The sequence below is a fragment of the Gordonia westfalica genome (genome assembly GCF_900105725.1).
GTDB classification, from domain to species: Bacteria; Actinomycetota; Actinomycetes; order Mycobacteriales; family Mycobacteriaceae; genus Gordonia; species Gordonia westfalica.
This window is the reverse complement of sequence record NZ_FNLM01000034.1, coordinates 423,166-445,957: the sequence shown is the minus strand read 5'-3', so window position 1 is coordinate 445,957 and position 22,792 is coordinate 423,166. Positions and strand designations below refer to the sequence as shown.

The 22,792-nt window shown below is 69.0% G+C and carries 21 protein-coding genes; 16 read left to right on the top strand and 5 right to left on the bottom strand.

Annotated elements, in window-relative coordinates:
* The first annotated feature begins 59 nt into the window (after positions 1 to 59).
* Positions 60 to 1,202 carry a M24 family metallopeptidase gene (locus BLU62_RS07365; RefSeq protein WP_074848923.1) on the top strand — a complete coding sequence of 381 codons (1,143 nt, stop codon included), beginning with the start codon at positions 60 to 62 and terminating at the stop codon, positions 1,200 to 1,202.
* A gap of 309 nt (positions 1,203 to 1,511) precedes the next feature.
* Here BLU62_RS07365 and BLU62_RS07360 read toward each other — a convergent pair whose 3' ends face one another.
* Positions 1,512 to 1,913 (bottom strand): PPOX class F420-dependent oxidoreductase, encoded by a 402-nt coding sequence (locus BLU62_RS07360; RefSeq protein WP_074848922.1) that lies wholly within the window; start codon positions 1,911 to 1,913, stop codon positions 1,512 to 1,514.
* A 64-nt stretch (positions 1,914 to 1,977) separates the two neighbouring features.
* Between BLU62_RS07360 and dprE2 the strand changes: the two genes are divergently transcribed.
* The 4 genes from dprE2 to BLU62_RS07340 are packed head-to-tail and all read left to right on the top strand — an operon-like array spanning position 1,978 to position 5,505.
* Entirely contained in the window at positions 1,978 to 2,745 is a 768-nt protein-coding gene (gene dprE2, locus BLU62_RS07355) for a decaprenylphospho-beta-D-erythro-pentofuranosid-2-ulose 2-reductase (protein WP_074848921.1), read from the top strand.
* The gene (cbiE, locus tag BLU62_RS07350; RefSeq protein ID WP_074848920.1) at positions 2,742 to 3,980 is read left to right on the top strand and encodes a precorrin-6y C5,15-methyltransferase (decarboxylating) subunit CbiE; all 1,239 of its coding nucleotides are present in this window, start codon (positions 2,742 to 2,744) and stop codon (positions 3,978 to 3,980) included. The genes dprE2 and cbiE overlap by 4 nt, the downstream gene beginning before the upstream one ends.
* A complete protein-coding gene (gene cobM / locus BLU62_RS07345) occupies positions 3,977 to 4,750 on the top strand; it encodes a precorrin-4 C(11)-methyltransferase (RefSeq protein ID WP_074852750.1) in 774 nt (257 codons plus the stop codon). Before cbiE ends, cobM begins: the two co-directional genes overlap by 4 nt.
* Positions 4,747 to 5,505 carry a cobalt-precorrin-6A reductase gene (locus BLU62_RS07340; protein WP_074848919.1) on the top strand — a complete coding sequence of 253 codons (759 nt, stop codon included), beginning with the start codon at positions 4,747 to 4,749 and terminating at the stop codon, positions 5,503 to 5,505. Before cobM ends, BLU62_RS07340 begins: the two co-directional genes overlap by 4 nt.
* Here BLU62_RS07340 and BLU62_RS07335 read toward each other — a convergent pair.
* Genes BLU62_RS07335 through BLU62_RS07325 form a run of 3 tightly spaced genes read right to left on the bottom strand, consistent with a single transcriptional unit; the run spans position 5,458 to position 8,883 of the window.
* Positions 5,458 to 7,062 carry a precorrin-2 C(20)-methyltransferase gene (locus BLU62_RS07335; RefSeq protein WP_074848918.1) on the bottom strand — a complete coding sequence of 535 codons (1,605 nt, stop codon included), beginning with the start codon at positions 7,060 to 7,062 and terminating at the stop codon, positions 5,458 to 5,460. The genes BLU62_RS07340 and BLU62_RS07335 overlap by 48 nt on opposite strands.
* A 2-nt stretch (positions 7,063 to 7,064) precedes the next feature.
* Positions 7,065 to 7,688, bottom strand: a complete 624-nt coding sequence (locus BLU62_RS07330) for a precorrin-8X methylmutase (RefSeq protein ID WP_074848917.1) — start codon at positions 7,686 to 7,688, stop codon at positions 7,065 to 7,067.
* A gap of 13 nt (positions 7,689 to 7,701) precedes the next feature.
* Positions 7,702 to 8,883, bottom strand: a complete 1,182-nt coding sequence (locus BLU62_RS07325) for a precorrin-3B synthase (protein WP_074848916.1) — start codon at positions 8,881 to 8,883, stop codon at positions 7,702 to 7,704.
* A 207-nt stretch (positions 8,884 to 9,090) separates the two neighbouring features.
* Between BLU62_RS07325 and BLU62_RS07320 the strand changes: the two genes are divergently transcribed.
* The 5 genes from BLU62_RS07320 (at position 9,091) to BLU62_RS07300 (ending at position 17,878) form a co-directional block, all read left to right on the top strand.
* Positions 9,091 to 12,873 carry a cobaltochelatase subunit CobN gene (locus BLU62_RS07320; RefSeq protein WP_074848915.1) on the top strand — a complete coding sequence of 1,261 codons (3,783 nt, stop codon included), beginning with the start codon at positions 9,091 to 9,093 and terminating at the stop codon, positions 12,871 to 12,873.
* Between the two features lie 220 nt (positions 12,874 to 13,093).
* Entirely contained in the window at positions 13,094 to 13,636 is a 543-nt protein-coding gene (locus BLU62_RS07315) for an FxsA family protein (RefSeq protein WP_074848914.1), read from the top strand.
* Positions 13,637 to 13,701: 65 nt separating this feature from the next.
* On the top strand, positions 13,702 to 15,342 hold the full coding sequence (locus BLU62_RS07310) for an amidohydrolase (protein WP_074848913.1): 1,641 nt from the start codon (positions 13,702 to 13,704) through the stop codon (positions 15,340 to 15,342).
* Positions 15,339 to 17,024, top strand: a complete 1,686-nt coding sequence (lnt, locus tag BLU62_RS07305) for an apolipoprotein N-acyltransferase (protein ID WP_074848912.1) — start codon at positions 15,339 to 15,341, stop codon at positions 17,022 to 17,024. The genes BLU62_RS07310 and lnt overlap by 4 nt, the downstream gene beginning before the upstream one ends.
* A gap of 8 nt (positions 17,025 to 17,032) precedes the next feature.
* Complete coding sequence (locus BLU62_RS07300) at positions 17,033 to 17,878, top strand: polyprenol monophosphomannose synthase (RefSeq protein WP_074848911.1); 846 nt, start codon at positions 17,033 to 17,035, stop codon at positions 17,876 to 17,878.
* Between the two features lie 87 nt (positions 17,879 to 17,965).
* On the opposite strand, the gene BLU62_RS07295 is transcribed toward BLU62_RS07300, so the two are convergent.
* Entirely contained in the window at positions 17,966 to 18,310 is a 345-nt protein-coding gene (locus BLU62_RS07295; protein WP_006360373.1) for an RNA polymerase-binding protein RbpA, read from the bottom strand.
* A 282-nt stretch (positions 18,311 to 18,592) separates the two neighbouring features.
* On the opposite strand from BLU62_RS07295, the gene BLU62_RS07290 reads away from it, so the two are divergent.
* The 6 genes from BLU62_RS07290 to BLU62_RS07265 all read left to right on the top strand — a co-directional run bounded on the left by BLU62_RS07290 (position 18,593) and on the right by BLU62_RS07265 (position 22,696).
* Complete coding sequence (locus BLU62_RS07290; RefSeq protein WP_074848910.1) at positions 18,593 to 18,877, top strand: hypothetical protein; 285 nt, start codon at positions 18,593 to 18,595, stop codon at positions 18,875 to 18,877.
* Positions 18,874 to 19,968: a DUF475 domain-containing protein gene (locus BLU62_RS07285; RefSeq protein WP_074848909.1), complete on the top strand. Its 1,095-nt coding sequence runs from the start codon at positions 18,874 to 18,876 to the stop codon at positions 19,966 to 19,968. The genes BLU62_RS07290 and BLU62_RS07285 overlap by 4 nt, the downstream gene beginning before the upstream one ends.
* A 213-nt stretch (positions 19,969 to 20,181) precedes the next feature.
* On the top strand, positions 20,182 to 20,403 hold the full coding sequence (locus BLU62_RS07280) for a DUF3263 domain-containing protein (protein WP_074852749.1): 222 nt from the start codon (positions 20,182 to 20,184) through the stop codon (positions 20,401 to 20,403).
* 55 nt (positions 20,404 to 20,458) lie between these two features.
* A complete protein-coding gene (locus tag BLU62_RS07275) occupies positions 20,459 to 20,788 on the top strand; it encodes a hypothetical protein (protein WP_074848908.1) in 330 nt (109 codons plus the stop codon).
* On the top strand, positions 20,785 to 21,522 hold the full coding sequence (locus BLU62_RS07270; RefSeq protein ID WP_074848907.1) for a VOC family protein: 738 nt from the start codon (positions 20,785 to 20,787) through the stop codon (positions 21,520 to 21,522). The genes BLU62_RS07275 and BLU62_RS07270 overlap by 4 nt, the downstream gene beginning before the upstream one ends.
* 202 nt (positions 21,523 to 21,724) lie before the next feature.
* Entirely contained in the window at positions 21,725 to 22,696 is a 972-nt protein-coding gene (locus BLU62_RS07265; protein WP_074848906.1) for an oxygenase MpaB family protein, read from the top strand.
* Positions 22,697 to 22,792 lie beyond the last annotated feature (96 nt).

The window sequence follows — 22,792 nt, the reverse complement described above, 5'->3', positions numbered from 1 at the left end:
TTGCATTGACGGTGTCGCCGCGTCACCACGACCCGCGCACCCGGCGGTAGTCTTCGACCATGGCAGCCACATCGACCACCGCCGGCTCGGCGGACCCGCTGTTCGGATCTGACGTGTATCGCGAACGTATGCGTCGCGCCGCGGAACTCACCCGCGACGCCGGACTCGACGCACTCGTGGTGGCTCCCGGTCCCGACCTGCGCTACCTCGTGGGCTCGCGTGCCGAGACCTTCGAACGTCTCACCGCGCTCGTCATCCCCGCCGCCGGTGACCCGAAGCTGGTCATCGCTCGGCTCGAGGTGCCGTCGCTGTCTGATTCCGCGGTCGGCGATCTCGGCATCGAGGTGGCCGACTGGGTCGACGGCGACGATGCGCACGGCTTGGCCCTGGCTGGTCTGTCGCCGAATCCGGCCATCGCGGTGTCGGATTCGATGCCTGCCCTGCACGTGATCCCGCTGGCGCAACACACCGGCGCCACACCGCAACTCGCAACCGCGGTGCTGCGCGAACTCCGGATGATCAAGGACGACGCGGAGATCGAGGCGCTGCGTCGCGCCGGCGCGGCCATCGACCGCGTCCACGCCCGGATGGGCGAGTGGCTCAAGCCCGGACGCACCGAGCGTGAGGTCTCCGACGACATCAGGGCCGCGATCCTCGGTGAGGGACACTCCGAGGCGGCGTTCATCATCGTCGGCTCCGGCCCCAACGGTGCCGATCCCCATCACGAGTTCTCCGACCGCGTCATCGAACGCTCCGACATCGTGGTCATCGACATCGGCGGGCCGGTGGAGCCCGGCTACAACTCCGACTCCACCCGCACCTACTGCTTCGAGCCGCCGGCCGCCGACATCGCCGACGCGTACGCCGCGCTGCACGAGGCCCAGCGCGCCGCGGTCGCCGCCGTGCGACCCGGGGTCGCCGCGGCGTCGATCGACGCGGCCGCTCGCGACCTGTTGCGTGAGCGTGGTCTCGCCGACCAGTTCATCCACCGCACCGGACACGGCATCGGCCTCTCGGTCCACGAGGAGCCGTACATCGTCGACGGCAACGACATCACGCTGCGTCCCGGGATGGCGTTCAGCGTCGAACCCGGGGTGTACTTCTCCGGCCGCTGGGGCGCCCGCATCGAGGACATCGTCGTCGTCACCGACGACGGCTGCGAATCCTTCAACAACCGCCCGCACGAGCTGATGCAGCTGTAGTCGCCGGCTCAGAGACCAGGCAACCCCATGCGGGTTGAGCCGACACCGAGCGTAGCGAGGCGTCGCTTCATGCGGGTTGAGCCGACACCGAGCGTAGCGAGGCGTCGCGTCGAAATCCGCCTGCCTGCAGGCGCTGCGGACTGGTGCGATGAGGATGGAGGCGAGGTTTCGACGCGGTGGCTCGCTTCGCTCGCTACCGGCTCAACCAGCGATGTCCGGCGCGCATCCGCCGACCGGTTGGCGACGCCGCGTTCTTTCTGCCGGCCGAGTAGCGACGACCGAGCGGAGCGAGGACGCCGCGTATCGAGGTCAGCCCAGCAACGACGCCGACCCGAGCACCCGGTTCACGCTGATCTCGATGACGACGCGTCGGGGGTTGGGCTTGGGCTGCCGGTATCGCTGCGCGTAGCGTTGCTCGGCCTCGCGGACGTGTTCCGGTTCGCGGCTCACCGTGGCCGGACCCTCCAGGGTCAGCCAGCGCGGGCCGTCGACGTTGGTCACCGCCGCATACCCGCCGCGCTCGACGTTGCGCACCTTCTGGCTGCCGTCGAAGGTGATCACCCGTGCCAGCCCGGCTTCGGGTTCCCAGGTGAAGCCCACCGCAACCGAATGCGGTGTCCCGTCGGCGCGCAGCGTCGTGAGGGTGCCGAGATGGCGTTCGGTGAGGAACTCGACGGCGGCGGGGCCGACGTCGGCAGCGGTGCGAGACATGGTTGCCACGCTAGCGTCGGTGGGGTGCCGGGGCGGTGTCGGGGCTGGTGCGATACTGCTGTGCATGGCGTCTGACACTCCTCCGGGTTCGCTCGTCCTGTTCGGCGGACGGAGCGAGATCGGTGTGGCCACGGCGCAGCGCCTGGCCGAAGGCCGGACGGTCGTGCTCGCGGCGCGCCGCCCCGACGACCTCGCCGCACCGACCGCCGCACTGCTCGACGCGGGCGCGACCGCGGTGCATGCCGTCGCCTTCGACGCCGACGACACCGACAGCCACCCCGGCCTCATCGCCTCTCTGGTCGACGAGTTCGGTCCGATCGGGATCGCGATCATCGCGTTCGGGATTCTCGGTGATCAGGCGCGCGCGGAAGCCGATGTCGCGCATGCCCTGCAGATCGCCCACACCGACTACTACGCACACATCAGTGTGCTGATCCCGCTCGCCGCCGCCCTGCGCGAACAGGGGTCGGGCACGATGATCGTCTTCTCGTCGGTGGCCGGCATCCGGGTGCGTCGGGCCAACTTCGTCTACGGCTCCACCAAGGCCGGACTCGACGGCTTCGCGAGCGGCATGGCGGATTCGTTGCACGGCACCGGAGTACGACTGCTGCTCGCCCGGCCCGGTTTCGTGATCGGCGCGATGACGAAAGACCTGATGGAGTCCGGGGTGAAGCCCGCACCGTTCTCGAAGACCGCAGACCAGGTGGCCGACGCCGTCGCCCGCGCGTATCGCAAGGGCCGCGGCGAGGTCTGGATCCCGGGGGTGCTGCGCCCGATGTTCTTCGGCATGCGGCTGCTCCCACGCGCCGTCTGGCGGAGACTGCCCAGATGAGTTCGGCACCGATGTTCGTGGTCGTCGGGATCGGCGCCGACGGCTGGCGCGGACTCGGCGACGCCGCGCGCGATGAGTTGCGCGATGCTCGGGTGATCTACGGCGCGCCAAGGCAACTCGCGCTCCTCGACGACGCCGCGAGCGAGCTCGCCGGCATCCGGGAGTCCTGGCGATCGCCGATGTCGGACCATCTCACCGACGTCCTCGAAACCGCCTCCGGCCGAATCCATATCCTGGCGAGCGGTGACCCGATGTTCCACGGCGTCGGGGCCAGCATCGTCGCACGGGTCGGGGCCGAGAGGGTGCGGGTGTTCCCGGCGGTGTCGAGCGCGAGCCTGGCATGCGCACGCCTCGGATGGGACCTCGCCCGGACCCGGATCGTGAGCGCCGTGACCGCGGCTCCCGAGGTGGTTCTCACCGAGGCCACCGACGGTGGACGTCTCCTCGTCCTCAGCCGGGACGAGACGACCCCGGCAGCAGTGGCAGAACTGCTCTCGCAGAACGGTTTCGGTCGATCATCGATGACCGTGCTCGAACAGCTCGGCGGACCGGGCGAGCGGATCCGGTCCTCGGCCGCCGAAGCCTGGGCGCATCCTCCCGTCGACCCGCTCAACATCGTGGCCGTCGACTGTGTCGGACCGCGGCGCAGTCGGATGCCCGGACGCGACGACGACATCTACGCGCACGACGGCCAGATCACCAAGTCCACGATCCGGTCGGTGACCGTCGCGGCTCTCGAACCCGCAGGGCCGCAGCTTCTCTGGGACATCGGCGCCGGGTCCGGGAGCGTCTCCATCGAATGGCTCCGCGCCGACGACCGGGGCCGCGTCGTCGCCTTCGAGCAGAACGCGGACCGGGCCGAACGGCTGACCGCCAACGCCCGCCGACACGGCGTCGGGCATCGCCTATCGCTACGGGGTGCCGCTCCCGAAGCGCTCGCCGAGGCGCCGGCTCCCGACGCGGTGTTCATCGGCGGCGGCCTCGACGAACAGGTCCTCACCGCCGCGTGGAACGCGCTTCGGCAGCCGGGACGGATCGTCGTGAACGCGGTCACCGTGGAGAACCAGGAGATCCTGGTCCGATGGCACGCCGCCCACGGCGGAACCCTGCGACGTCTGTCCGTGGAGACCGTCGCACCACTCGGGACCATGACGACCTGGCGGCCGGCGCTGCCGATCATCCAGTGGGCCGCAACGAGAGACGCATCAGCATCGAAGGCGGAACCGACGACATGACTGTCTACTTCATCGGCGCCGGACCCGGCGCCCCCGACCTCATCACGCTGCGCGGCGCGCGGATGCTGGGGGAGTGCCGCACCTGTCTCTACGCCGGGTCACTTGTACCCGACGAGCTGCTCGAGTTGTGTCCCGACGACGCCGTCCTCGTCGACACGGCGCGGATGCCGCTGTCCGACATCGTCGATCACATCGTCGCCGCCCACGAGCGCGGGCACGACGTCGCCCGCCTGCACTCGGGTGATCTCTCGATCTACTCGGCGCTCGCCGAGCAACAGCGAGAACTCCGCGGCCGAGGCATCCCGTACGAGATCGTGCCCGGAGTACCCGCTTTCGCGGCCGCCGCGGCTGCGCTCGACTCCGAACTCACCGTCCCGGGAGTGGGGCAGAGCCTCCTCATCACCCGGGTGTCGACGCTGTCGACCGACATGCCCGCCGGCGAGGATCTCGCGAGTCTCGCCGCCACCGGCGTGACGCTCGCCCTGCATCTCGCCGCCCACCGGGCCGAACAGATCGTCGACGCGCTGATCCCGTACTACGGGCCGGAATGTCCCACCGCGACGGTGGCTTTCGCGAGCCGGCCGAACCAGCAGGTGGTGCGCTGTCCGCTGAATCGCCTGGCGGAGACCCTCGAGGCCGCCGACATCCGCAAGACCGCGATCATCTTCGTCGGCCGGGTCCTCGACGCGACTGCGCATCCCGAGGTCACCGACAGCTACCTGTATTCCCACGCCCGCATGACCAAACTCCGCGAGACACCGCACCCATGACCGACGAGGCCGGGCCCGACCCGCAGATCCTCATCCTCGGCGGCACCGGCGAGGCCCGCGCACTGGCAGCTGCGCTGACCGAGACCGGGGTGTCCGTCATCAGCTCACTCGCCGGACGTGTGGACAATCCGCGACTGCCGGTGGGACCGGTCCGGATCGGCGGATTCGGTGGGGCCGAAGGTCTGCGGGAGTGGCTGCGCAGCAACAGGATTCACGCTGTCGTCGATGCGACGCATCCCTTCGCGGCCACCATCACCCGGAACGCCGCCCGGGCCGCGTCGGAAGCCGGGGTGCCGCTGCTCCGCCTGCGCCGTGAACCGTGGACCCCGACGGAATCCGACCGCTGGACGTGCGTACCGGATCTCGCCGCGGCGGCGGACGAGGTACGACGCCGCGGCAAGCGGGTTCTGCTGACCACCGGCCGTCAGGATGTCGGTGTGTTCGCCGGAATCGACGATGCCTGGTTCCTGATCCGGGTGGTCGATCCGCCGACCGCAGACCTCCCCGCGCACCATGAGATCCTGCGTTCCCGCGGACCCTACGACTACGACTCGGAACTGGCGCTGCTGCGCGAGCACCGGATCGATCTACTCGTCACCAAGAACAGCGGGGGATCGCTGACGAAGGCCAAACTCGATGCCGCCGCCACGCTGGGCGTCGACGTGATCGTCGTCGACCGGCCGGTCGAGCCCGACGTTCCGGCCGTGTCAGACGTCGCCGGCGCCGAGGCTTGGCTCGAGCGGCTGCTCGGCTGACGCCTGCCCGGTCACCTGCTCCGCGTCCTCGGCCGGGGTGTGCCGGCGAGGCGTGAACACCAGCGACCCCGCAGCCCGCTGGACCATCCGGGTCGCCGACGAACCGATGATGAGCAACGTCCGCATGTCGACGACCTCGGGATCGAACTCGCCGACGGTGGTCGTGGTGAGTGTCTGCTCCGGACCGCCCACATCGCGGCCGAGTACCAGGACTCGATCGGGTGAGACCGTCTGCAACAGTGTGTGTTTGAGAGCTCCGACCTGCCACGAACGGCTTGCCGAGCCCGGGTTGTAGATCGCGATGACCAGGTCGGCGGCCAGGGCGGCCTTGATACGGCGTTCGATCACCGACCAGGGCTTGAGCCGGTCCGACAGCGAGATGACCGCGAAGTCATGTCCCAGGGGAGCACCGACCGCCGCCGCCACCGCGGTGGCAGCCGTGACACCCGGGACCACGCGCACCGGTACGTCGTGCCACTGGGGTTCGGCGGCCACCTCGGTCACCGCGGCCGCCATCGCGAACACGCCGGGATCGCCGGAGGACACGACCGCCACGCGCGCACCGCGTCGGGCGAGATCGAGTGCGAATTCGGCACGCTCGGACTCGACCCGGTTGTCGCTCGCGTGGACGCGCTGACCGGGTCGCGGCGTCACCCGCTTGAGGTAGGTGGTGTAGCCGACGAGATCGGTGGCCCTGGCCAGTTCGGCGCGCACCTCGGGCGTCGTCCAACTGTCGTGGCCCGGTCCGAGGCCCACGATCACCAACTCGCCCGGTACCGGCTTCGGCTCGAAGCGTGGGTTGTTGCGTCGACCGGGAACCACGAGGATCGAGAAGTACGGCACCTCAGCGGGATTCACCTCGGCGGCGGGCAGCACCCGTTCGACGGTGGTCGAGGCCCGTTCGACATAGAAGGCCTCGTCGAGTCGGCCGGCTTCCCGCAATGCTTCTCGCACCCGTTCGAAGGTGCGGCCCAGCTTCATCACCACGACGGCGTCGGCCGAACGGAACCGGAACAGCAACTCCTCGGTCGCGGCCGTGCCCGGCACCACCGTGAGCGTCTCGTCGCCCTCGACGAGGGGCACACCGGTGGCGGCCGACGCCGCGCTCACCGAGGTCACGCCGGGCACGATCTCCGCGTCGAAGTGCGGCGAGAGTCGTTTGTGCATGTGCATGTAGGAGCTGTAGAAGAGCGGGTCGCCCTCGGCGAGAAGGACCACGTCCCGGCCGGCGCGCAGGTGGACGGCCAGCCGCTCCGCACTCTCGGCGTAGAAGTCGTCGAGCGCACCCTGATAGCCCCCGGGATGGTCGGTGGTCTCGGTGGTGACCGGGTACATGAGCCGCTCTTCGGTCTGCCCGTCCCGCAGATACGGTTCGGCGACCGAGCGCGCGATGCTGTTGCCATGGCGCGCACAGTGATACGCGACCACGTCGGCGGTGCTGATCACCCGCGCGGCCTTGACCGTCATCAGTTCGCTGTCGCCGGGGCCCAGGCCGATTCCCCAGAGCTTGCCCCCACCTGTTTCCTGCCGGGTTGTTTCGTTGTCGACTGCAGACACATTCACTCCTGGGGGGTGGCAAGCGCGTTGACGGCGGCGGCGGTGATCGCCGACCCGCCGCGGCGGCCGGTGACCGTGATGAACTCGAGGTCGGTGCGGGCGGCCAGGGCCTCGCAGGACTCGGCGGCGCCGATGAAACCGACTGGTGCGCCGACGATCGCCGCCGGGCGGGGTGCGCCCTTGTCGATCATGTCGAGCAGTGCGAACAGGGCGGTGGGGGCATTACCGATCGCGACGACCGCACCTTCGAGACGTGGCAACCAGAACTGCAGGGCCGCAGCGGTTCTCGTCGTCCCCATCTCCTCCGCCAGCGCGGCGAGGCCGGGTTCGGAGAGGTGGCAGAGCACCTCGTTGTCGGCGGGCAGGCGTTTGCGGGTGATGCCGGATGCCACCATCGATGCGTCGCAGAGGATCGGTGCCCCGGCCTCGAGCGCACCGCGTGCCGCCCGGACGACGCCGGGTGTCGCGACGACGTCACGGGTGAGGTCGGTCTGGCCACAGGCGTGGATCATCCGGACGACCACGGTCGCCACGTCGGGGGTGAAAGCGGACAGATCGGACTCTGATCGGATCGTCGCAAAGGACTGGCGATAGATCTCGGCGCCGTCGCGCAAGTACTCGGTCATGGTGCGGACGAGCCTAGCGGCGACGCCGGGCGTAATCGCCGTCGGGCGTGGCCTGCACCGACAGGTGCGCGTCGGCAGGGGAGCCGCACCGTCGCTCGCAACCCACCCAGTGCTCGCGATCGCCGACGGGCAGGCCCGCCTCGACGTGGGCGAGCAGGTCGTGACGCACCGGGGCGTGGGCCGATCCGCAGCCCGGTGCTCCGACGCAGCAGCTGAGTCTTGCCCACGGTGAGTTCGCGTCGAAGATCAGTCCCATCGGCGCGAGGACCCGCACCACGGTCTCGGCGACTCCTTCGCCCAGGTCGCAGATGAGGATCTCCCGGTCCGGAGTGAACACGACCGGCGATTCGACCGCGGCGATGAACTCGGCGAGACGTGCGGGAAGCCGTCCGAGTTCCACCACCGACCCGAGCAGCACCGACCCGTCGTCCTGGTCGAACCAGCCGACGATCGGCTCGACGGGGTCCGGAACATCGTCGTCACCGGACCCGACGACGGGTGCCAGGCGATCTGCGACGAGCCGCTGCAGACGACTCCGATCCTCGGCGTCCAGGTCACGGATGCGCCAGGCGGCGGGAGCAACGTCGTTCAGTCCTGCTGCCACCGCGATCAGCGCTTCGACGATCCCGTCGACGCCGTGGACGGACCCGACCGCGATCCCGCCGACGACGATGTCGGCGACCACGGGTTCCGCCGAGCGCGTCACCGCACACGCGTCGGCGCCGCGGCGCAGGATGTCACCGCGACCGTCGTCGATGCCGAACAGGAAGCGTCCCGAGATCGAGGTGGCCGCGGGATCGGCTCGCAACGCGTCGTCGAGGGCGGCGGCGATCGGACCGGCGTCGACGACCCCGCCGATACGTCCGGTCAGGGGGCTCACCTCGATGTTCCGCACCTTGTCGTGAGACGAGCTGGGCGCGAGTCCGGCGCCGACCACGGCATCCGCCACGGCGCCGACGTCGGTGATCCCCCGCAACTGGAGATTCCCGCGGGCGGTCAGTTCGAGGAACCCGTCGGCGTGGGCGGCCGAGGCCTGGGCCAGCGCGGCGAGCTGATCAGCGCGAATCCTGCCACCGGGAAGGCGGATCCGGGCGAGGGCACCGTCCTGCGCATCGTGTGTGCTGAACACGCCGGGACAGCGGTCCGCGGATTCCCGGATCGCTGCACCGGGGGTGTGGTCGGCCGCCTCAGTCATCACCCCAGCCTACGACCGGCCCAGGTGAGGGGGTCGCCGACGGCCCACCGTAGGCTGAGATCCAACCGCGAGCGGGCTGAAGCCGGTGAGAATCCGGCGCGGTCGCGCCACTGTGATGGGTTCCCGGGTCCTACCGGGTGCCTCAGCCAGACCAGTCCCTCGCACACACCCGACACTCCGGGCGCGACAACCCGGCGAGGAGACACGATGATCCTGCTGCTCTCGACCTCGGACACCGATCTGCTGACCGCAGCGGCCGCGAGCGACGCGAACACCCCTGATTCGAATGGCACCGTCGTGTTCCGCGGCGCCAATCCCTCGAGGATCCTCGTCGACGAGATCCCGGCGCTGGCCGCCGATGCCGACCTGATCGTGGTCCGCATCCTGGGCGGCACGCGGGCCTGGGAAGAGGGACTCGCGGCGGTCGAGGCGACCGGGAAACCGCTGGTCGTCTGTTCCGGCGAACAGCAGCCGGACCCGGATCTGATGGCGCATTCGACGGTGCCGGCCGGAGTCGCCGCGCAGGCCCACGACTACCTGGCCGCGGGCGGTGTCGCGAACATCGTCAACCTGCACCACTTCCTGTCGGACACCGTGCTGTTCACCGGGCACGGTTTCGAACCGCCGCAGCAGACGCCTGCCTGGGGGATCCTGGAGCGTTCCTCGGTGCGAGGAGCGCAGCCGGCGGCCTCCTCGATCCCTGAGGTGCGAGGAGCGCAAGCGACGGCCTCCTCGATCCCTGAGGTGCGAGGAGCGCAAGCGACGGCCTCCTCGATCCCTGAGGTGCGAGGAGCGCAAGCGACGAGCCTCGAAGGGCCGACCATCGCGGTGCTCTATTACCGAGCCCAGCACCTCGCCGGCAACACCCGCTACATCGACGCGCTCTGCCGCGCGATCGAGGACCGCGGCGCCCGGGCGCTCCCGATCTTCTGTGCATCGCTGCGCACAGCCCCCGACGACCTGATCGACTTGCTCGGCACCGCCGACGCCCTCGTCGTCACCGTGCTGGCCGCCGGGGGAGCGACCCCCGCGACCGCGTCGGCCGGCGGCGACGACGAGGCCTGGAACATCGAACGGCTCGCCGCACTCGACATCCCGATCCTGCAGGGCCTGTGCCTCACCGGCTCCCGCGCGGACTGGGAGGCGAGCGACGACGGTCTCTCGCCGCTGGACGTCGCGACGCAGGTGGCGGTACCGGAGTTCGACGGCCGCATCATCACGGTCCCGTTCTCCTTCAAGGAGTTCGACGACGACGGCCTGCCCTGGTACCAGCCGGATCCGGAGCGCTGCGCCCGCGTGGCGGGAATCGCGGTGTCGCACGCACGGTTGCGCCGCATCCCGGCCGCCGACAAGCGCATCGCCATCATGTTGTCGGCGTACCCGACCAAGCACGCCCGCATCGGCAACGCCGTCGGCCTCGACACCCCGCGCAGCCTTCTGCGCCTCCTCGCCGCGCTACGTGCGGCCGGCTACGACCTCGGCCCGGAATCGGGGCCGGATGCGATACCCGGCCTGGCAGAGGACGATTCGGATGCACTGATCCACGAGATCATCGCCACCGGTGGACAGGACCCGGACTGGCTGACCGAGGAGACCCTCGCCGCCAACCCGATCCGGCTACCCGCCGCCGAGTACCGCGCCTGGTTCGAGACGCTGCCGGAGGAACTGCGCAGCGGCGTCGTCGAACACTGGGGTGAGGCGCCCGGCGAGCTGTTCGTCGACCGGTCGACCAACCCCGACGGCGACATCGTCGTCGCCGCACTGACTTTCGGCAACATCGCGATCATGGTGCAGCCGCCGCGCGGGTTCGGCGAGAACCCCGTCGCCATCTACCACGACCCGGATCTGCCGCCGTCGCACCACTATCTGGCGTCCTACCGGTGGATCGCGGCACAGCAGGCCCGCGGGGAGGCCGGTTTCGGCGCCGACGCGATCGTCCACGTCGGCAAACACGGCAACCTCGAATGGCTACCGGGCAAGAACCTCGGCATGTCCGCCAACTGCGGAACCGACGCCGCCCTCGGCGATCTGCCGCTCATCTACCCGTTCCTCGTCAACGACCCGGGGGAGGGGACGCAGGCCAAGCGTCGAGCCCACGCGGTGCTCGTCGACCATCTGATCCCGCCGATGGCGCGGGCGGAGTCCTACGGCGACATCGCCCGCCTCGAGCAGCTGCTCGACGAACACGCGAACATCACCGCCCTCGACCCCGCGAAACTCCCGGCGATCCGCCAGCAGATCTGGACACTGCTCACCGCGGCCAAGATGGACCACGACCTCGGGCTCACCGAACGCCCCGACGAAGAGGTCTTCGACGACATGCTGCTGCACGTCGACGGCTGGCTGTGTGAGATCAAGGACGTCCAGATCCGCGACGGTCTCCACGTTCTCGGCGAACCGCCGCGCGACGACGCCGAGGTCGACCTCGTGCTGGCGATGCTGCGGGCCCGCCAGCTGTGGGGCGGTACCTCCGCACTTCCCGGACTCCGCGAGGCACTGGGTCTGATCGAGGACGGGACCGCCGAACGCGGGACCGTCGACGCCGTCGAGGCGCAGGCCCGAGAGCTGGTCGCCGCCTGCGCCAAGGACGACTGGTCTCCGACCGCGGTCGCCGAGGCCACCGCGGGACTGCCCGAGGCGGTCGGCGACGTCCTGCGCTTCGCGGCCACCGAGGTGGTGCCTCGGCTGCGGCAGACCACCGGCGAGGTGCCCAGGGTGTTGCACGCCCTCGACGGCGGCTTCATCCCCGCCGGTCCCAGCGGGTCCCCGTTGCGCGGCCTGATCAACGTGCTGCCGACCGGCCGCAACTTCTACTCGGTGGACCCGAAGGCCGTGCCCTCACGACTGGCATGGGAGACCGGCCGCGCGATGGCCGATTCGCTGCTCGAGCGCTACGTCGCCGACCACGGTCATCACCCCGCGTCGGTGGGCCTGTCGGTGTGGGGGACCAGCGCGATGCGCACATCCGGTGACGACGTCGCCGAGGTCCTCGCGTTGCTCGGCGTCATGCCGGTGTGGGACGAGATGTCGCGCCGCGTCGTCGATCTCGAACTCATCGATCTCGCCGAACTGGGCCGCCCCCGCATCGACGTCACCGTCCGCATCTCCGGGTTCTTCCGGGACGCGTTCCCGCATGTGGTGGCGATGCTCGACGACGCGGTCGCCCTCGCTGCGGCGGCCGACGAACCCGACGAGCAGAACTTCGTCGCCGCCCACGTCCGCGCATCGATGGCCGATCACGGCGACCGCCGCCGCGCCGTCACCCGCGTCTTCGGTTCCAAGCCGGGCACCTACGGCGCGGGAATCCTGCAGCTCATCGATTCCCGCGACTGGCGCAGCGACGAGGACCTGGCGCGTGTGTACACCGAGTGGGGCGGTTACGCCTACGGGCGCGGGCTCGACGGTGTGCCCGCCGTCGACGACATGCGCGCCGCGTACAAGCGGATCGCGGTGGCCGCCAAGAACACCGACACCCGCGAACACGACATCGCCGACTCCGACGACTACTTCCAGTACCACGGCGGCATGGTCGCGACCGTGCGCGCGCTGACCGGGACGTCGCCGGAGGCCTACATCGGCGACAGCACCCGGCCCGACTCCGTACGCACCCGCACCCTGTCGGAGGAGACCGCCCGCGTCTTCCGGGCCCGCGTCGTCAACCCGCGCTGGATCTCGGCGATGCAGCGCCACGGATACAAGGGCGCCTTCGAGATGGCCGCGACCGTCGACTACCTCTTCGGCTACGACGCCACCACCGACGTCGTCGCCGACTGGATGTACGAGAAGCTCACCGAGTCCTACGTTCTCGACGAGACCAACCAGGAGTTCATGCAGCAGTCCAACCCGTGGGCGTTGCACGGTATCGCCGAACGACTCCTCGAGGCCGTCGAACGCGACATGTGGCGCGAACCACCCGCCGAACTCCTCGACGCGCTGCGCAGCGTCTACCTGCAGACCGAGGGCGACATCGAGGCCCGCGGCGAGGACTGACCTCTGCTGGCCGAGGCGGCGACGGGATCGCGACCACTGCTGGCCGAGTAGCGACGACGGGATCGCGACCACTGCTGGCCGAGTAGCGACGACCGAGCAAAGCGAGGACGCCGCGTATCGAGGTCACCCCCCGGGAGAAAAATCGCCCCCTCGTTCGTTACCCGTCCATACCCTGACATCGAGGGTGCCCACAAGGCACCGAAAGACAGGTGAGACGACCATGGCTCTCCGCTACTTCGCTGTGTACGCGCTGCTGGAGATCGCCGCCTTCGTGGCTATGGCGATGACTCTCGGGTTCGGTTGGGCCGTGCTGATCAGCATCGTGGCCGGCGTCCTCGGGTTCCTGACGCTGCGCTGGCAGGGCCGCAAGGTCTTCGGCGAGCTCCGGCGAGCCGCCAACAACGAGGTCGATGCCCGCGCCCCGCTCGTCGACACCGCGCTGGTCGCCACGTCGACGATCCTGCTGGTCATCCCGGGCGTCGTCTCGACCCTCGCCGGCATCCTGCTCCTGTTCCCGCCGACCCGGAAGGCGCTGCGGCCGGTTGTGGTGGCAGTCGGCGCCAAGCGGATGGCCACCGCGATGGACCGCGCGGGGCTGTACGCGACCGGCATCTACGGCGGCGGAATCCGTGGGGGTGGCGGAATCCGTGGGGGTGGCGCGACCGTCGTCGACGGCACGGTTGTGGAGTCCGACACCCCCGATACCGGCTACGGCGCAGGTTCGGCGCCGCTGACGACTCCGCAGCTGCCGCCCACGCGCTGACCTGGGTACCGCCCGCCCTACCCCTCCCGGCCACATTCACCCACGGCAAGGCAGACTGAACGATCGTGGCAACCCAACTGCTTCTCGGCGGTGCCGTGTACTCGGCGGCCGCCCCCGACGCGACCGCGATGGCCATCACCGATGGGGTGGTGGTGTGGGTCGGCACCGACGACGTCGGTCGCGCCCTCCACCCGGATGCGGAGATCGTCGACCTCGACGGACTGTTCGTCAGCCCGGGCTTCGTCGACTCGCATGTGCACCTCACCTCGACCGGTCTCTCGCTCGACGGTCTGACGCTCAACGAGGCGACCAGCCGCACGCATTGCCTGCGGCTCGTCGAGAAGACCGTCGCCGACGATGCCGCGGCCGGTCACGATGTCGGAGATCTGCTCTGGGGTCTCGGTTGGGACGACTCGACCTGGCAGGGTCCCGAAGCCGAGGACGGCCGGTTCCCGACGACCAGCGAACTCGACGCCGTGGTCGGCGGGCGCCCGGTGTACCTGGCGCGCGTCGACGAACACTCCGCGGTCGCATCCACCGCGTTGCGTCGCCTCGTGCCGGAACTCGCGGACGCCACCGGATACCACCCGGAGGAGCCGCTGGTCGCCGAGGCACACCATCTGGTCCGCGGCGCGGCGCGCCTGCTGGTGACCGCCGCACACCGTGAGCGTGCGCAGCGGCGGGCACTCGGCGTGGCAGCGGCACACGGCGTCGTCGCCGTGCACGAGAACGGCGGGCCCGACATCAGCGGCCTGGACGACTTCCTGGCCCTCGCCGACCTCGACCATCCGGTCGAGATCCGCCGCTACTGGGGACAGATCGTCACCGACGCCGACCATGCGGCCGAGCTGATGCACATCACCCGCGCCGACGCCCTCGGCGGCGACCTCTTCATCGATGGCGCGATCGGCTCGCACACCGCCTGGCTCAACGAGCCCTACACCGACGACCCGAGCACCAGCGGGATCAGCTACCTCGACGCCGAGACGATCCACCGGCATCTGCGGGGCTGCACGCTCGCCGGGATCCAGGCAGGTTTCCACGTCATCGGCGACGCCGCCACCGGGGCCGTCGTCGCCGCGCTCGCCGAACTCGCCGACGAGCTGGGCACCCCGAAGATCGCGCGGTGCGCCCACCGGCTCGAGCACGCCGAGATGATCACCGCCCGCGACGCGGAGATCCTCGCGCGCTGCGGCGTCATCGCCAGTATGCAGCCGCACTTCGACGCCGAGTGGGGCGGCGAAGGCGACCTCTACGACGCCCGGCTCGGCAAGACCCGTGCGGCAACCCTCAACGATTTCGCGATGCTCGCGAAAACCGGTGTGGCGCTCTCGTTCTCCTCGGATGCTCCGGTCACGCCGATCGACCCGTGGTCGACGATCCGTGCCGCGGTCCACCATCACCAGCCGACCAATGCGATCTCGGCACGTGGGGCCTTCGCGGCGGCCACCCGTGGCGGATGGCGCGCGGGGGGCGTGAACGACGGTCTCACCGGGACCCTCACGCCCGGCGCACCGGCGAGTTATGCGGTGTGGGAGGTCGACGATCTCGTCGTCGCGGGCTCGCACGAGAAGGTGCAGCGCTGGTCCACCGACCCGCGCTCCCGTGTGCCCGCCCTGCCGGATGTCTCGCCGGGTGCCGAGTTGCCGCGGTGCGTCCGGACCGTGCATCGCGGACAGGTCCTCTACGACCGGGACGCCGGGTGAACGCGGCGGATACGGCATCGCTCGACGAGGAGGCCGTGGCGCGTGGCCGCCGCTTCACGTTCACTCGTGACTGGTTCCTCCGTACCCTGGCCGCAATCCTCGCCGGTGTGGCGATGTGGGCGGCCTTCCCGCCGCGCAACTGGTGGTTCCTCGCGGTCATCGGGCTCGGCGTGCTCTTCACCGCGCTGTATGTGCGACGCCCCCGGGTCCGAACCGGTGCATGGGTCGGCTTCGTCTTCGGACTGGCCTTCTTCATCCCGTTGCTGCCCTGGATCGGGGTCTACGTCGGTCCGCTGCCGTGGATCGCGTTGGCGGTGTTGCTCTCCGGGTACCTGGCCGTCTTCGGCGCGGTCGCGACCCTCACCATGCGACTGCCGGTCCCGCCGGTCTGGTTCATGCTCTCCTGGGTGCTCGTCGAGGCCGCACGTTCGGCGTTCCCGTTTGGTGGGTTCCCATGGGGGAGAACTGCTTTCAGTCAGGTTGACGGCCCGCTCCTGCCGCTGGCCTCGGTGCTGGGCGCGCCCGGGCTCTCCGCCGGGGTCGCGCTGTTCGGTGCCTCGGTCGCGTGGTTGCTCGTCATCCTCGTCTCCGCCTATCGCCGGTTCGCCCGGTCGGCGGCCGCGCCACTCGCCACTGACCAGCCCTCGGGGATAGTGCGCGTCGCGACCCTCGCCGTCGCGATCGCGCTTCTCGCACCCGTAGCGGCGATCGCCCTGACCCCGGCGACCATCGACCGCACCATCTCGTCGAAGTCGGTACACGTCGGGGCGGTGCAGGGCAATGTGCCGCGCCTCGGTCTGGACTTCAACGCGCAGCGTCGTGCCGTGCTCGACAACCACGTGCGCACCACCATCGGCTACGGACAGGCGATCGACTCCGGCCTCGCCGCCCAGCCCGACTTCGTACTGTGGCCGGAGAACGCGTCGGACATCTCACCCCTGGACAACGCCGACGCCGCCGCCGAGATCACCGCCGCCTCCGAGGCGGTCCGCGCGCCGATCCTCGTCGGCACGCTGCTGCGCAACCCCGACGGACGTCCGACCAATTCGGTGCTCGTCTGGGACGGGGCGAAGGGACCGGTCGACCGCTACGACAAGCACATCGTGCAGCCGTTCGGCGAGTACCTGCCCTGGCGGCCCTTCTTCCGGCTGTTCTCCTCGTACGCGGACATGGCGGGCAACTTCAAACCGGGGACCGGCCCGACGGTCGTGGACGTGCCCGGCCGCTCGGGCGAGGTCACCGTGGGCGTGGCCACCTGCTGGGAGGTCGCCTTCGACCGCGCCGCCCGCCAGTCGGTCCGCGACGGCGCGCAGATGCTCTACGTCCCGACCAACAACGCGACCTTCGGCCGTACCGAGATGACCTATCAGCAGCTGGCGATGTCGCAGGTGCGTGCCGTCGAGCACGGACGTGCGGTGGTCGTCGCAGCGACCAGTGGTGTGAGCGCCATCATCGACGCCGACGGCTCGATCACCGATCAGTCGGGCTTCTTCACCTCGGATGTGCTGACCGGCACCCTTCCGCTGCGCAACAACACGACTCTCGCCACTCGCCTCGGGGCGTGGCCGGAGGCACTCGCGATCGTCGTCGCGGTGGGCGGTCTTTTGTTTGCGCTGGCCTCGCGTACTAGGTTCACACTCAAGCCACGCAGGGACGCCGCTCGGGCGTCCGGTGACAACTAAGGAGCTCGATGGCATCGGGGATTGACGCCACGGCAGGACAGCGGCAGTCGGATGACGCGCCGCAGCCCGTGGTCGGCGCCGACGGAACCGGAGCGCTCGTCGTCGTACCGACGTTCAACGAGCGCGACAACCTGCCGGTGATCGTCGAACGCCTCCAGGCCGCCCTTCCCGGCGCGCATCTGCTGGTCGTCGACGACTCCAGTCCGGACGGCACCGGCGACATCGCCGACGAACTCGCCCGCAAGGATGCCGAGGAACCCGCCGGCAAGGACGGGTCGGCCGGCCGCGTCCACGTGATGCACCGCAAGGAGAAGGACGGTCTCGGCAAGGCCTACCTCGCCGGCTTCGCATGGGGTCTGGCCCGCGACTACCCGGTCATCGTCGAGATGGATGCCGACGGCAGTCACGCACCCGAGCAGCTGCACCGCCTCTTCGACGCCGTCAACGCCGGCGCCGATCTCGTCATCGGGTCGCGGTACGTCTCCGGCGGCAAGCTGGTGAACTGGCCCAAGCACCGTGAGTTCCTCTCACGCGGGGCCAACACCTACGCCCGCATCGCGCTCGGCGCCAAGGTCCACGACATCACCGCAGGGTTCCGCGCCTACCGTCGGACCGTGCTGGAGAAGATCGAGCTCGACACCGTCGAGTCGGCCGGTTACTGCTTCCAGATCGATCTGGCCTGGCGGACCGTCCGTGCCGGATTCGACGTCCGCGAGGTCCCGATCACGTTCACCGAACGTGAGCTGGGCGTCTCCAAGATGAGCGGCGGCGTCATGTCGGAGGCCTTCACGATGGTGGCCCGGTGGGGCATCCAGAGCCGCCTCGAGCGACTGGGCATCGTCAAGAACCGCTAGCCCCACCGCAACCACGGAACAGCACAGAGACAGATCGGCCCGGCAGGGGATTCCTGCCGGGCCGATCTGTTCGTCAGCTGGTCGGGATCAGTGCGAGATGCCCTTGCGACGCTGCTTCAGCAGGTCGAGACGCTCGTTGAGGAGCACCTCGAGCTCTTCCTCGCTGCGACGCTCGAGCAGCATGTCCCAGTGGGTGCGCGGCGGCTTCGTCTTCTTCTCCTCGGGCTCGGCGCCCTCGAGGATCGTGCCTTCCATACCGTTCTTGCACGGCCACTTCGACGGGACCTCGGCGTCGTCGGCGAAGGGGACGTCGAAGATCTCACCGTTGTCGGTGCGGTACTGGACGATGCGACGTGGCGCGAGGTCGTGGTCGCGATCGGTCTCGTAGCTCACCGCGCCGAGGCGGCTACCCCGAAGTACTCGATCTGCCATGAAGGGTTCCTCTCAAAGCTTCGTCAGATTCTCAGTTTGCCGGATCTATCAGCTGTGTTCATGCGGCGTTCACCTTCGAACGCAGCCAACTGAGTCGTCAACAGGAACATTCTACGCGCAATGTCTCCGGCCTTCCGCCACCGCCGACGACTCGTGTTGACCTGAGGCGGCCACCGTACGTGCCGAGCCGGTTTCTCCGCGTCCGATCGGGGTACGGTCTCCGATGTGGAACAGGTCTCCCATCACCGCCGACGCCCCTACAACTGTGCGTGGTGTGGCTCGATGATGGTCGACTCGGAACTCGGCCGGCGTCGCAAGTACTGCAAGCGTTCGTGTAGGCAGCGCGCCTATGAGCAGAGAACGCTACTCGAGGGCACGTCCATTCCCGCCGACGCTGTGATCCTGTCGGCCGCCGAGGCCGCGGACTTCGGAGACCGGATGTTCGCCCTCCGCTGCGCCGCCGAGGACCTCGGCACCGCCGTTGCCGAACGCGCCGACCACGATGTCCTGACCGAGCTGACCGACACACTGCTCGAGTTGGCGAGGGAAGCAGAGAAGCTGCGGTGATCGCCCGCATCTTCGGCCCGTCCGCCGCCGTCTCGGTGGTCGCGATGGTCATCGCGTACCTCTACCTCGGCTGGACCGGGCTCGCGCTGTGCGCGATCCTCGGCGTGCTCGAGGTGTCGCTGTCCTTCGACAACGCCGTCATCAACGCGACCATCCTCGAGCGGATGTCCGAGTTCTGGCAGCGCATGTTCCTCACCGTCGGTGTGCTCATCGCGGTCTTCGGTATGCGCCTGCTGTTCCCGTTGATGATCGTCTGGATCACCGGCGGCCTGAATCCGGCCGAGGCGCTGCGACTGGCGACCAATCCGCCGCCGGACGGGCAGACCCATTTCGCCGACGGCCACCCCAGCTACGAGACGATCCTCACCGAGGCGCATCCGCAGATCGCCGCGTTCGGCGGCATGTTCCTGCTGCTGCTGTTCCTGAACTTCGTGCTGACCGAGCGGGAGCGCACGTGGCTGACCTGGCTCGAGCGTCCGCTCGCCAAGGCGGGCAAACTCGATCAGCTCCCGGTCGTGCTCGCGGCGATCGCGCTGGTCCTCACCGCGGAGTTCCTCGCCGCCGACGACATCCGGGCCACCGTCCTGACCGCCGGCATCCTCGGCATGGTCACCTACATCACCGTCGACGGACTCAGTTCGCTGTTCATGTCCGACGGGCCGGGGCACGAGGCGGGCCCGACGGCCGCGACCAAGGCGACCGGCAAGGCCGCATTCTTCCTGTTCCTCTACCTCGAGGTGTTGGATGCGTCCTTCTCGTTCGACGGTGTGATCGGTGCGTTCGCGATCACCTCGGATCCGATCATCATCGCGCTCGGGCTTGGTTTCATCGGCGCGATGTTCGTCCGGTCCATCACGATCTACCTCGTGCGCCGGGGGACGCTGGGGGAGTACCGCTACCTCGAACACGGGGCGCACTGGGCGATCGGTGCGCTCGCGGTCATCCTGCTGCTCGGCGTGGAGTACCACATCGACGAGGTCGTCACGGGCCTCGTCGGAGTGGCCTTCATCGGTGCCTCCCTCGCCAGCAGTATCCGCGCCAACAGGCGAGATTCCCGGCGTGACGCGACGCCGTCCTCGGTGAACGCCTGACATCGTCCCGACACCCGATCCGCGGGGTTTCATGACCTTCCGGTGAATGTTCTGAGACACATTCGAATCACCTTGGGTCACTTGCTCCCAACTGTCGGACGACAGGTGTACAAAGGACGACGTCGGTGACGTGTGTCACGCGCGATCACATAATTCGTATGCCTGCAGCGGACGGCTCGGGCGCGAGGTCGAACAGGAGCAATGGAGGTGGGAATGAACGACAGGCAGCAGCAGATGATCCAGTTCGAGAAGCACTGGTATCCGCTGGGTGGTGGCTCGTCGAAGCAGATCATCGAGGAGTTCGGGCTGTCTGATCGGGACTTCTTCGCCGAGCTCAACCGGCTCGTCGACGCCGACCCGCCGGAGGCTCTGAGCGCGGCCGAGTTGCGCCGCATGCGCGAGGTCATCCGTCGTCGGCTGTGGATGGCTCGCTGACCGCGCAACCGATGCGGTTCTGCCGACGGTCCTTCATGAGGGGATAATCGGCACCGTGCCTTTCTCCGACGACGATCTCGAATCGTTCTACCGCGAGATCGAGGCACGCACGGCTTTCCACGAGCTGATGCATCAGCGCCCCGCCCGACGATCCGAGCGGCGCATCGAGAAGGCCGAGTGCCCGACGCCGGACAAGCTGCCCTTTTCGTCGCCCGCGGATGCACTCGACGGCATCGACCGCATCAAGCGGCGAGCCCTGGGGGCGCTGTCCCTGCGCTATTACGAGTGCATGTGCGGCGCCTGGCACATCACCAGCTCGGCACAGCTGCCGTATCGACCCGCCCCGCCGGCACCGCGCAGGCGGAAGGGTAAGAAGAAGCGGTGATCTCGCCGAACCCCACACCGACAGCGATCGTGGAACTCGCCTGCGCCGATCCGGCGCTCACCGCACGGACACACGAAACCCTCCTCAACCTCACCGGCGCGCCCGGCGCCGATGGATATCCGGAGGTTCTCGTGCTCGGCAACACCGCGTTGCGGTTGCGCCCGTCCACCCCGGACGGTGACGCGGAAGCCGACCATCGGGTCTACTTCACCGTCGGCGACGTCCCCGCGATGCAGCGTCTCCTGACCCGGCGCGGTTTCCCCGTCGTCGAGTCGGCGGTCGGCGTGATCGGGGAGATGACCCCGCTCGGTGTCGCCGCACGTGAGTCGGCAGGGGAGTCCCGCCCCGCCGGCGACGTGACGGGGATGGATCATCTGGTCTTCACCTGCGACAACCGCGATCGGGCCGTCGCGCTGTTCGGCGGGGTGTTCGGCCTGGACTTCCGGCTCGACCAGCCGATCGGCGACAACGCCCGCCAGCTGTTCTTCCGCGCCGGCGATCTCATCGTCGAGGTCGTCACCGCAGTCACCTCGACGGAGCCGCCGACTCCCGCCGCGACCTCCCTCTGGGGCGTCGCCTGGCGCACCACCGACATCCAGGCCACGCACGCGCGCCTGTCCGCGGCGGGTCTGGACCTCAGCGAGATCCGCACCGGCCGCAAGAAGGGCACCAGCATCTTCACCGTCCGTGAACGCGCCCTCGGCACCCGCACGGTGATCATCGGCCCCGCCTGAGCTGAGCTTTTCTGCCGGTTGAGTAGGTGAGGAGCGATAGCGACGAGCTGTTTGTTCTGCCGGTTGAGTAGGTGAGGAGCGATAGCGACGAGCCGTATCGAAACCCCGAAACCCCCGAACGATGGGTTTTCGAAGCCCCCTGCTGTAATCTGACTACGAATGTTGTCGAAATCCACACTTTCGAAACCAGGTTGGGGGCACCATGACCGCGGTACACGACGAACCGACGACCGCCGCACTCGAGGACGCCGATCGGCTGATCAATCACCGCGACGACGAGATCGAGCTGATCCCGCCGGATTCGCTCACCGCGCAGCTCACCGGTCTGTACACGTTCCTGCCGATCAACGGCGCGGCCTTCGTCATGCAGGTGATGCATCCGGTCATCGGCGACGTCGTCGACAAGTACTCGGTCTTCCGTAAAGATCCCGTTGGACGCGCGATCCGCTCCGCGGATTCGGTGCTGCGCTGGACCTACGGCGGTCAGGAAGCGCTCGAAGAGGGTAAGCGACTGCGGAAGCTGCATCAGCCGCTGCAGATGCGCAACGCCGAGGGCAAGCACATCAGTGCGCTGAACCCGGAGGCCTACGCATGGGTCATCGCGACCGCGTTCCCGACGATGAACACGGCCGCACCGCTCGTCCTCGGTCGCGAGTTCACGCTCTCCGAGCGTAAGGAACTGCTGCGCGACAACCGCCGCATCGCCAAGATCGTCCAGGTCCCCATGAAGGGTTACCCGGAGACCCTCGAGGAGTTCGAGGAGTACTTCGACGACTTCATCGAGAACAAGCTGGTGCGCCACCCGGTGGCCGTCGAACTCATCGAGCAGATGCGTGCCGCCCCGCCGGTCCCGAAGGCCGTTCCCAAGGCGCTGCGCCCGGCCGTCAAGAAGGTCGCCGCGACCGCGTCGGTCCCGTTCCAGGACTTCAACTATCTGACGACCGTGGGCGTCATGGATCCGCGTGTCCGCGAGATCCTCGGCCTGAGGTGGACCAACGACGAGCAGCGTCACCTCGAGAAGATCCACCGCCGCTTGCGGTTCGCCTACCGCACGCTTCCCGAGCGCGCGATCTACTTCCCGCTGGCCTACCACGCCCGTCGCCACAACGACGCGATCCAGGCCATGAAGAAGCGCGAGAAGCAGAGCGCCGCGTACAAATACGCGGCCAAGTGATCCGGGCCGGGTCGACGCGCGGTCGGGGCGCGTCGACCCGGTCGCCCCGCTGACCGGCACGAGGTCTCGCTCATAGAATCCGTTCCCGCTCACGCG

Coding starts and splice junctions, on each gene's coding strand:
- BLU62_RS07330 (WP_074848917.1), bottom strand. CDS start 7,688: ATGACCGAGTACTTGCGCGACGGCGCCGAGATCTATCGCCAGTCCTTT.
- BLU62_RS07325 (WP_074848916.1), bottom strand. CDS start 8,883: ATGACTGAGGCGGCCGACCACACCCCCGGTGCAGCGATCCGGGAATCC.
- dprE2 (WP_074848921.1), top strand. CDS start 1,978: ATGGCGTCTGACACTCCTCCGGGTTCGCTCGTCCTGTTCGGCGGACGG.
- BLU62_RS07315 (WP_074848914.1), top strand. CDS start 13,094: ATGGCTCTCCGCTACTTCGCTGTGTACGCGCTGCTGGAGATCGCCGCC.
- BLU62_RS07365 (WP_074848923.1), top strand. CDS start 60: ATGGCAGCCACATCGACCACCGCCGGCTCGGCGGACCCGCTGTTCGGA.
- BLU62_RS07265 (WP_074848906.1), top strand. CDS start 21,725: ATGACCGCGGTACACGACGAACCGACGACCGCCGCACTCGAGGACGCC.
- BLU62_RS07360 (WP_074848922.1), bottom strand. CDS start 1,913: ATGTCTCGCACCGCTGCCGACGTCGGCCCCGCCGCCGTCGAGTTCCTC.
- BLU62_RS07340 (WP_074848919.1), top strand. CDS start 4,747: ATGACCGACGAGGCCGGGCCCGACCCGCAGATCCTCATCCTCGGCGGC.
- BLU62_RS07295 (WP_006360373.1), bottom strand. CDS start 18,310: ATGGCAGATCGAGTACTTCGGGGTAGCCGCCTCGGCGCGGTGAGCTAC.
- BLU62_RS07300 (WP_074848911.1), top strand. CDS start 17,033: ATGGCATCGGGGATTGACGCCACGGCAGGACAGCGGCAGTCGGATGAC.
- BLU62_RS07320 (WP_074848915.1), top strand. CDS start 9,091: ATGATCCTGCTGCTCTCGACCTCGGACACCGATCTGCTGACCGCAGCG.
- BLU62_RS07280 (WP_074852749.1), top strand. CDS start 20,182: ATGAACGACAGGCAGCAGCAGATGATCCAGTTCGAGAAGCACTGGTAT.
- BLU62_RS07290 (WP_074848910.1), top strand. CDS start 18,593: ATGATGGTCGACTCGGAACTCGGCCGGCGTCGCAAGTACTGCAAGCGT.
- cobM (WP_074852750.1), top strand. CDS start 3,977: ATGACTGTCTACTTCATCGGCGCCGGACCCGGCGCCCCCGACCTCATC.
- cbiE (WP_074848920.1), top strand. CDS start 2,742: ATGAGTTCGGCACCGATGTTCGTGGTCGTCGGGATCGGCGCCGACGGC.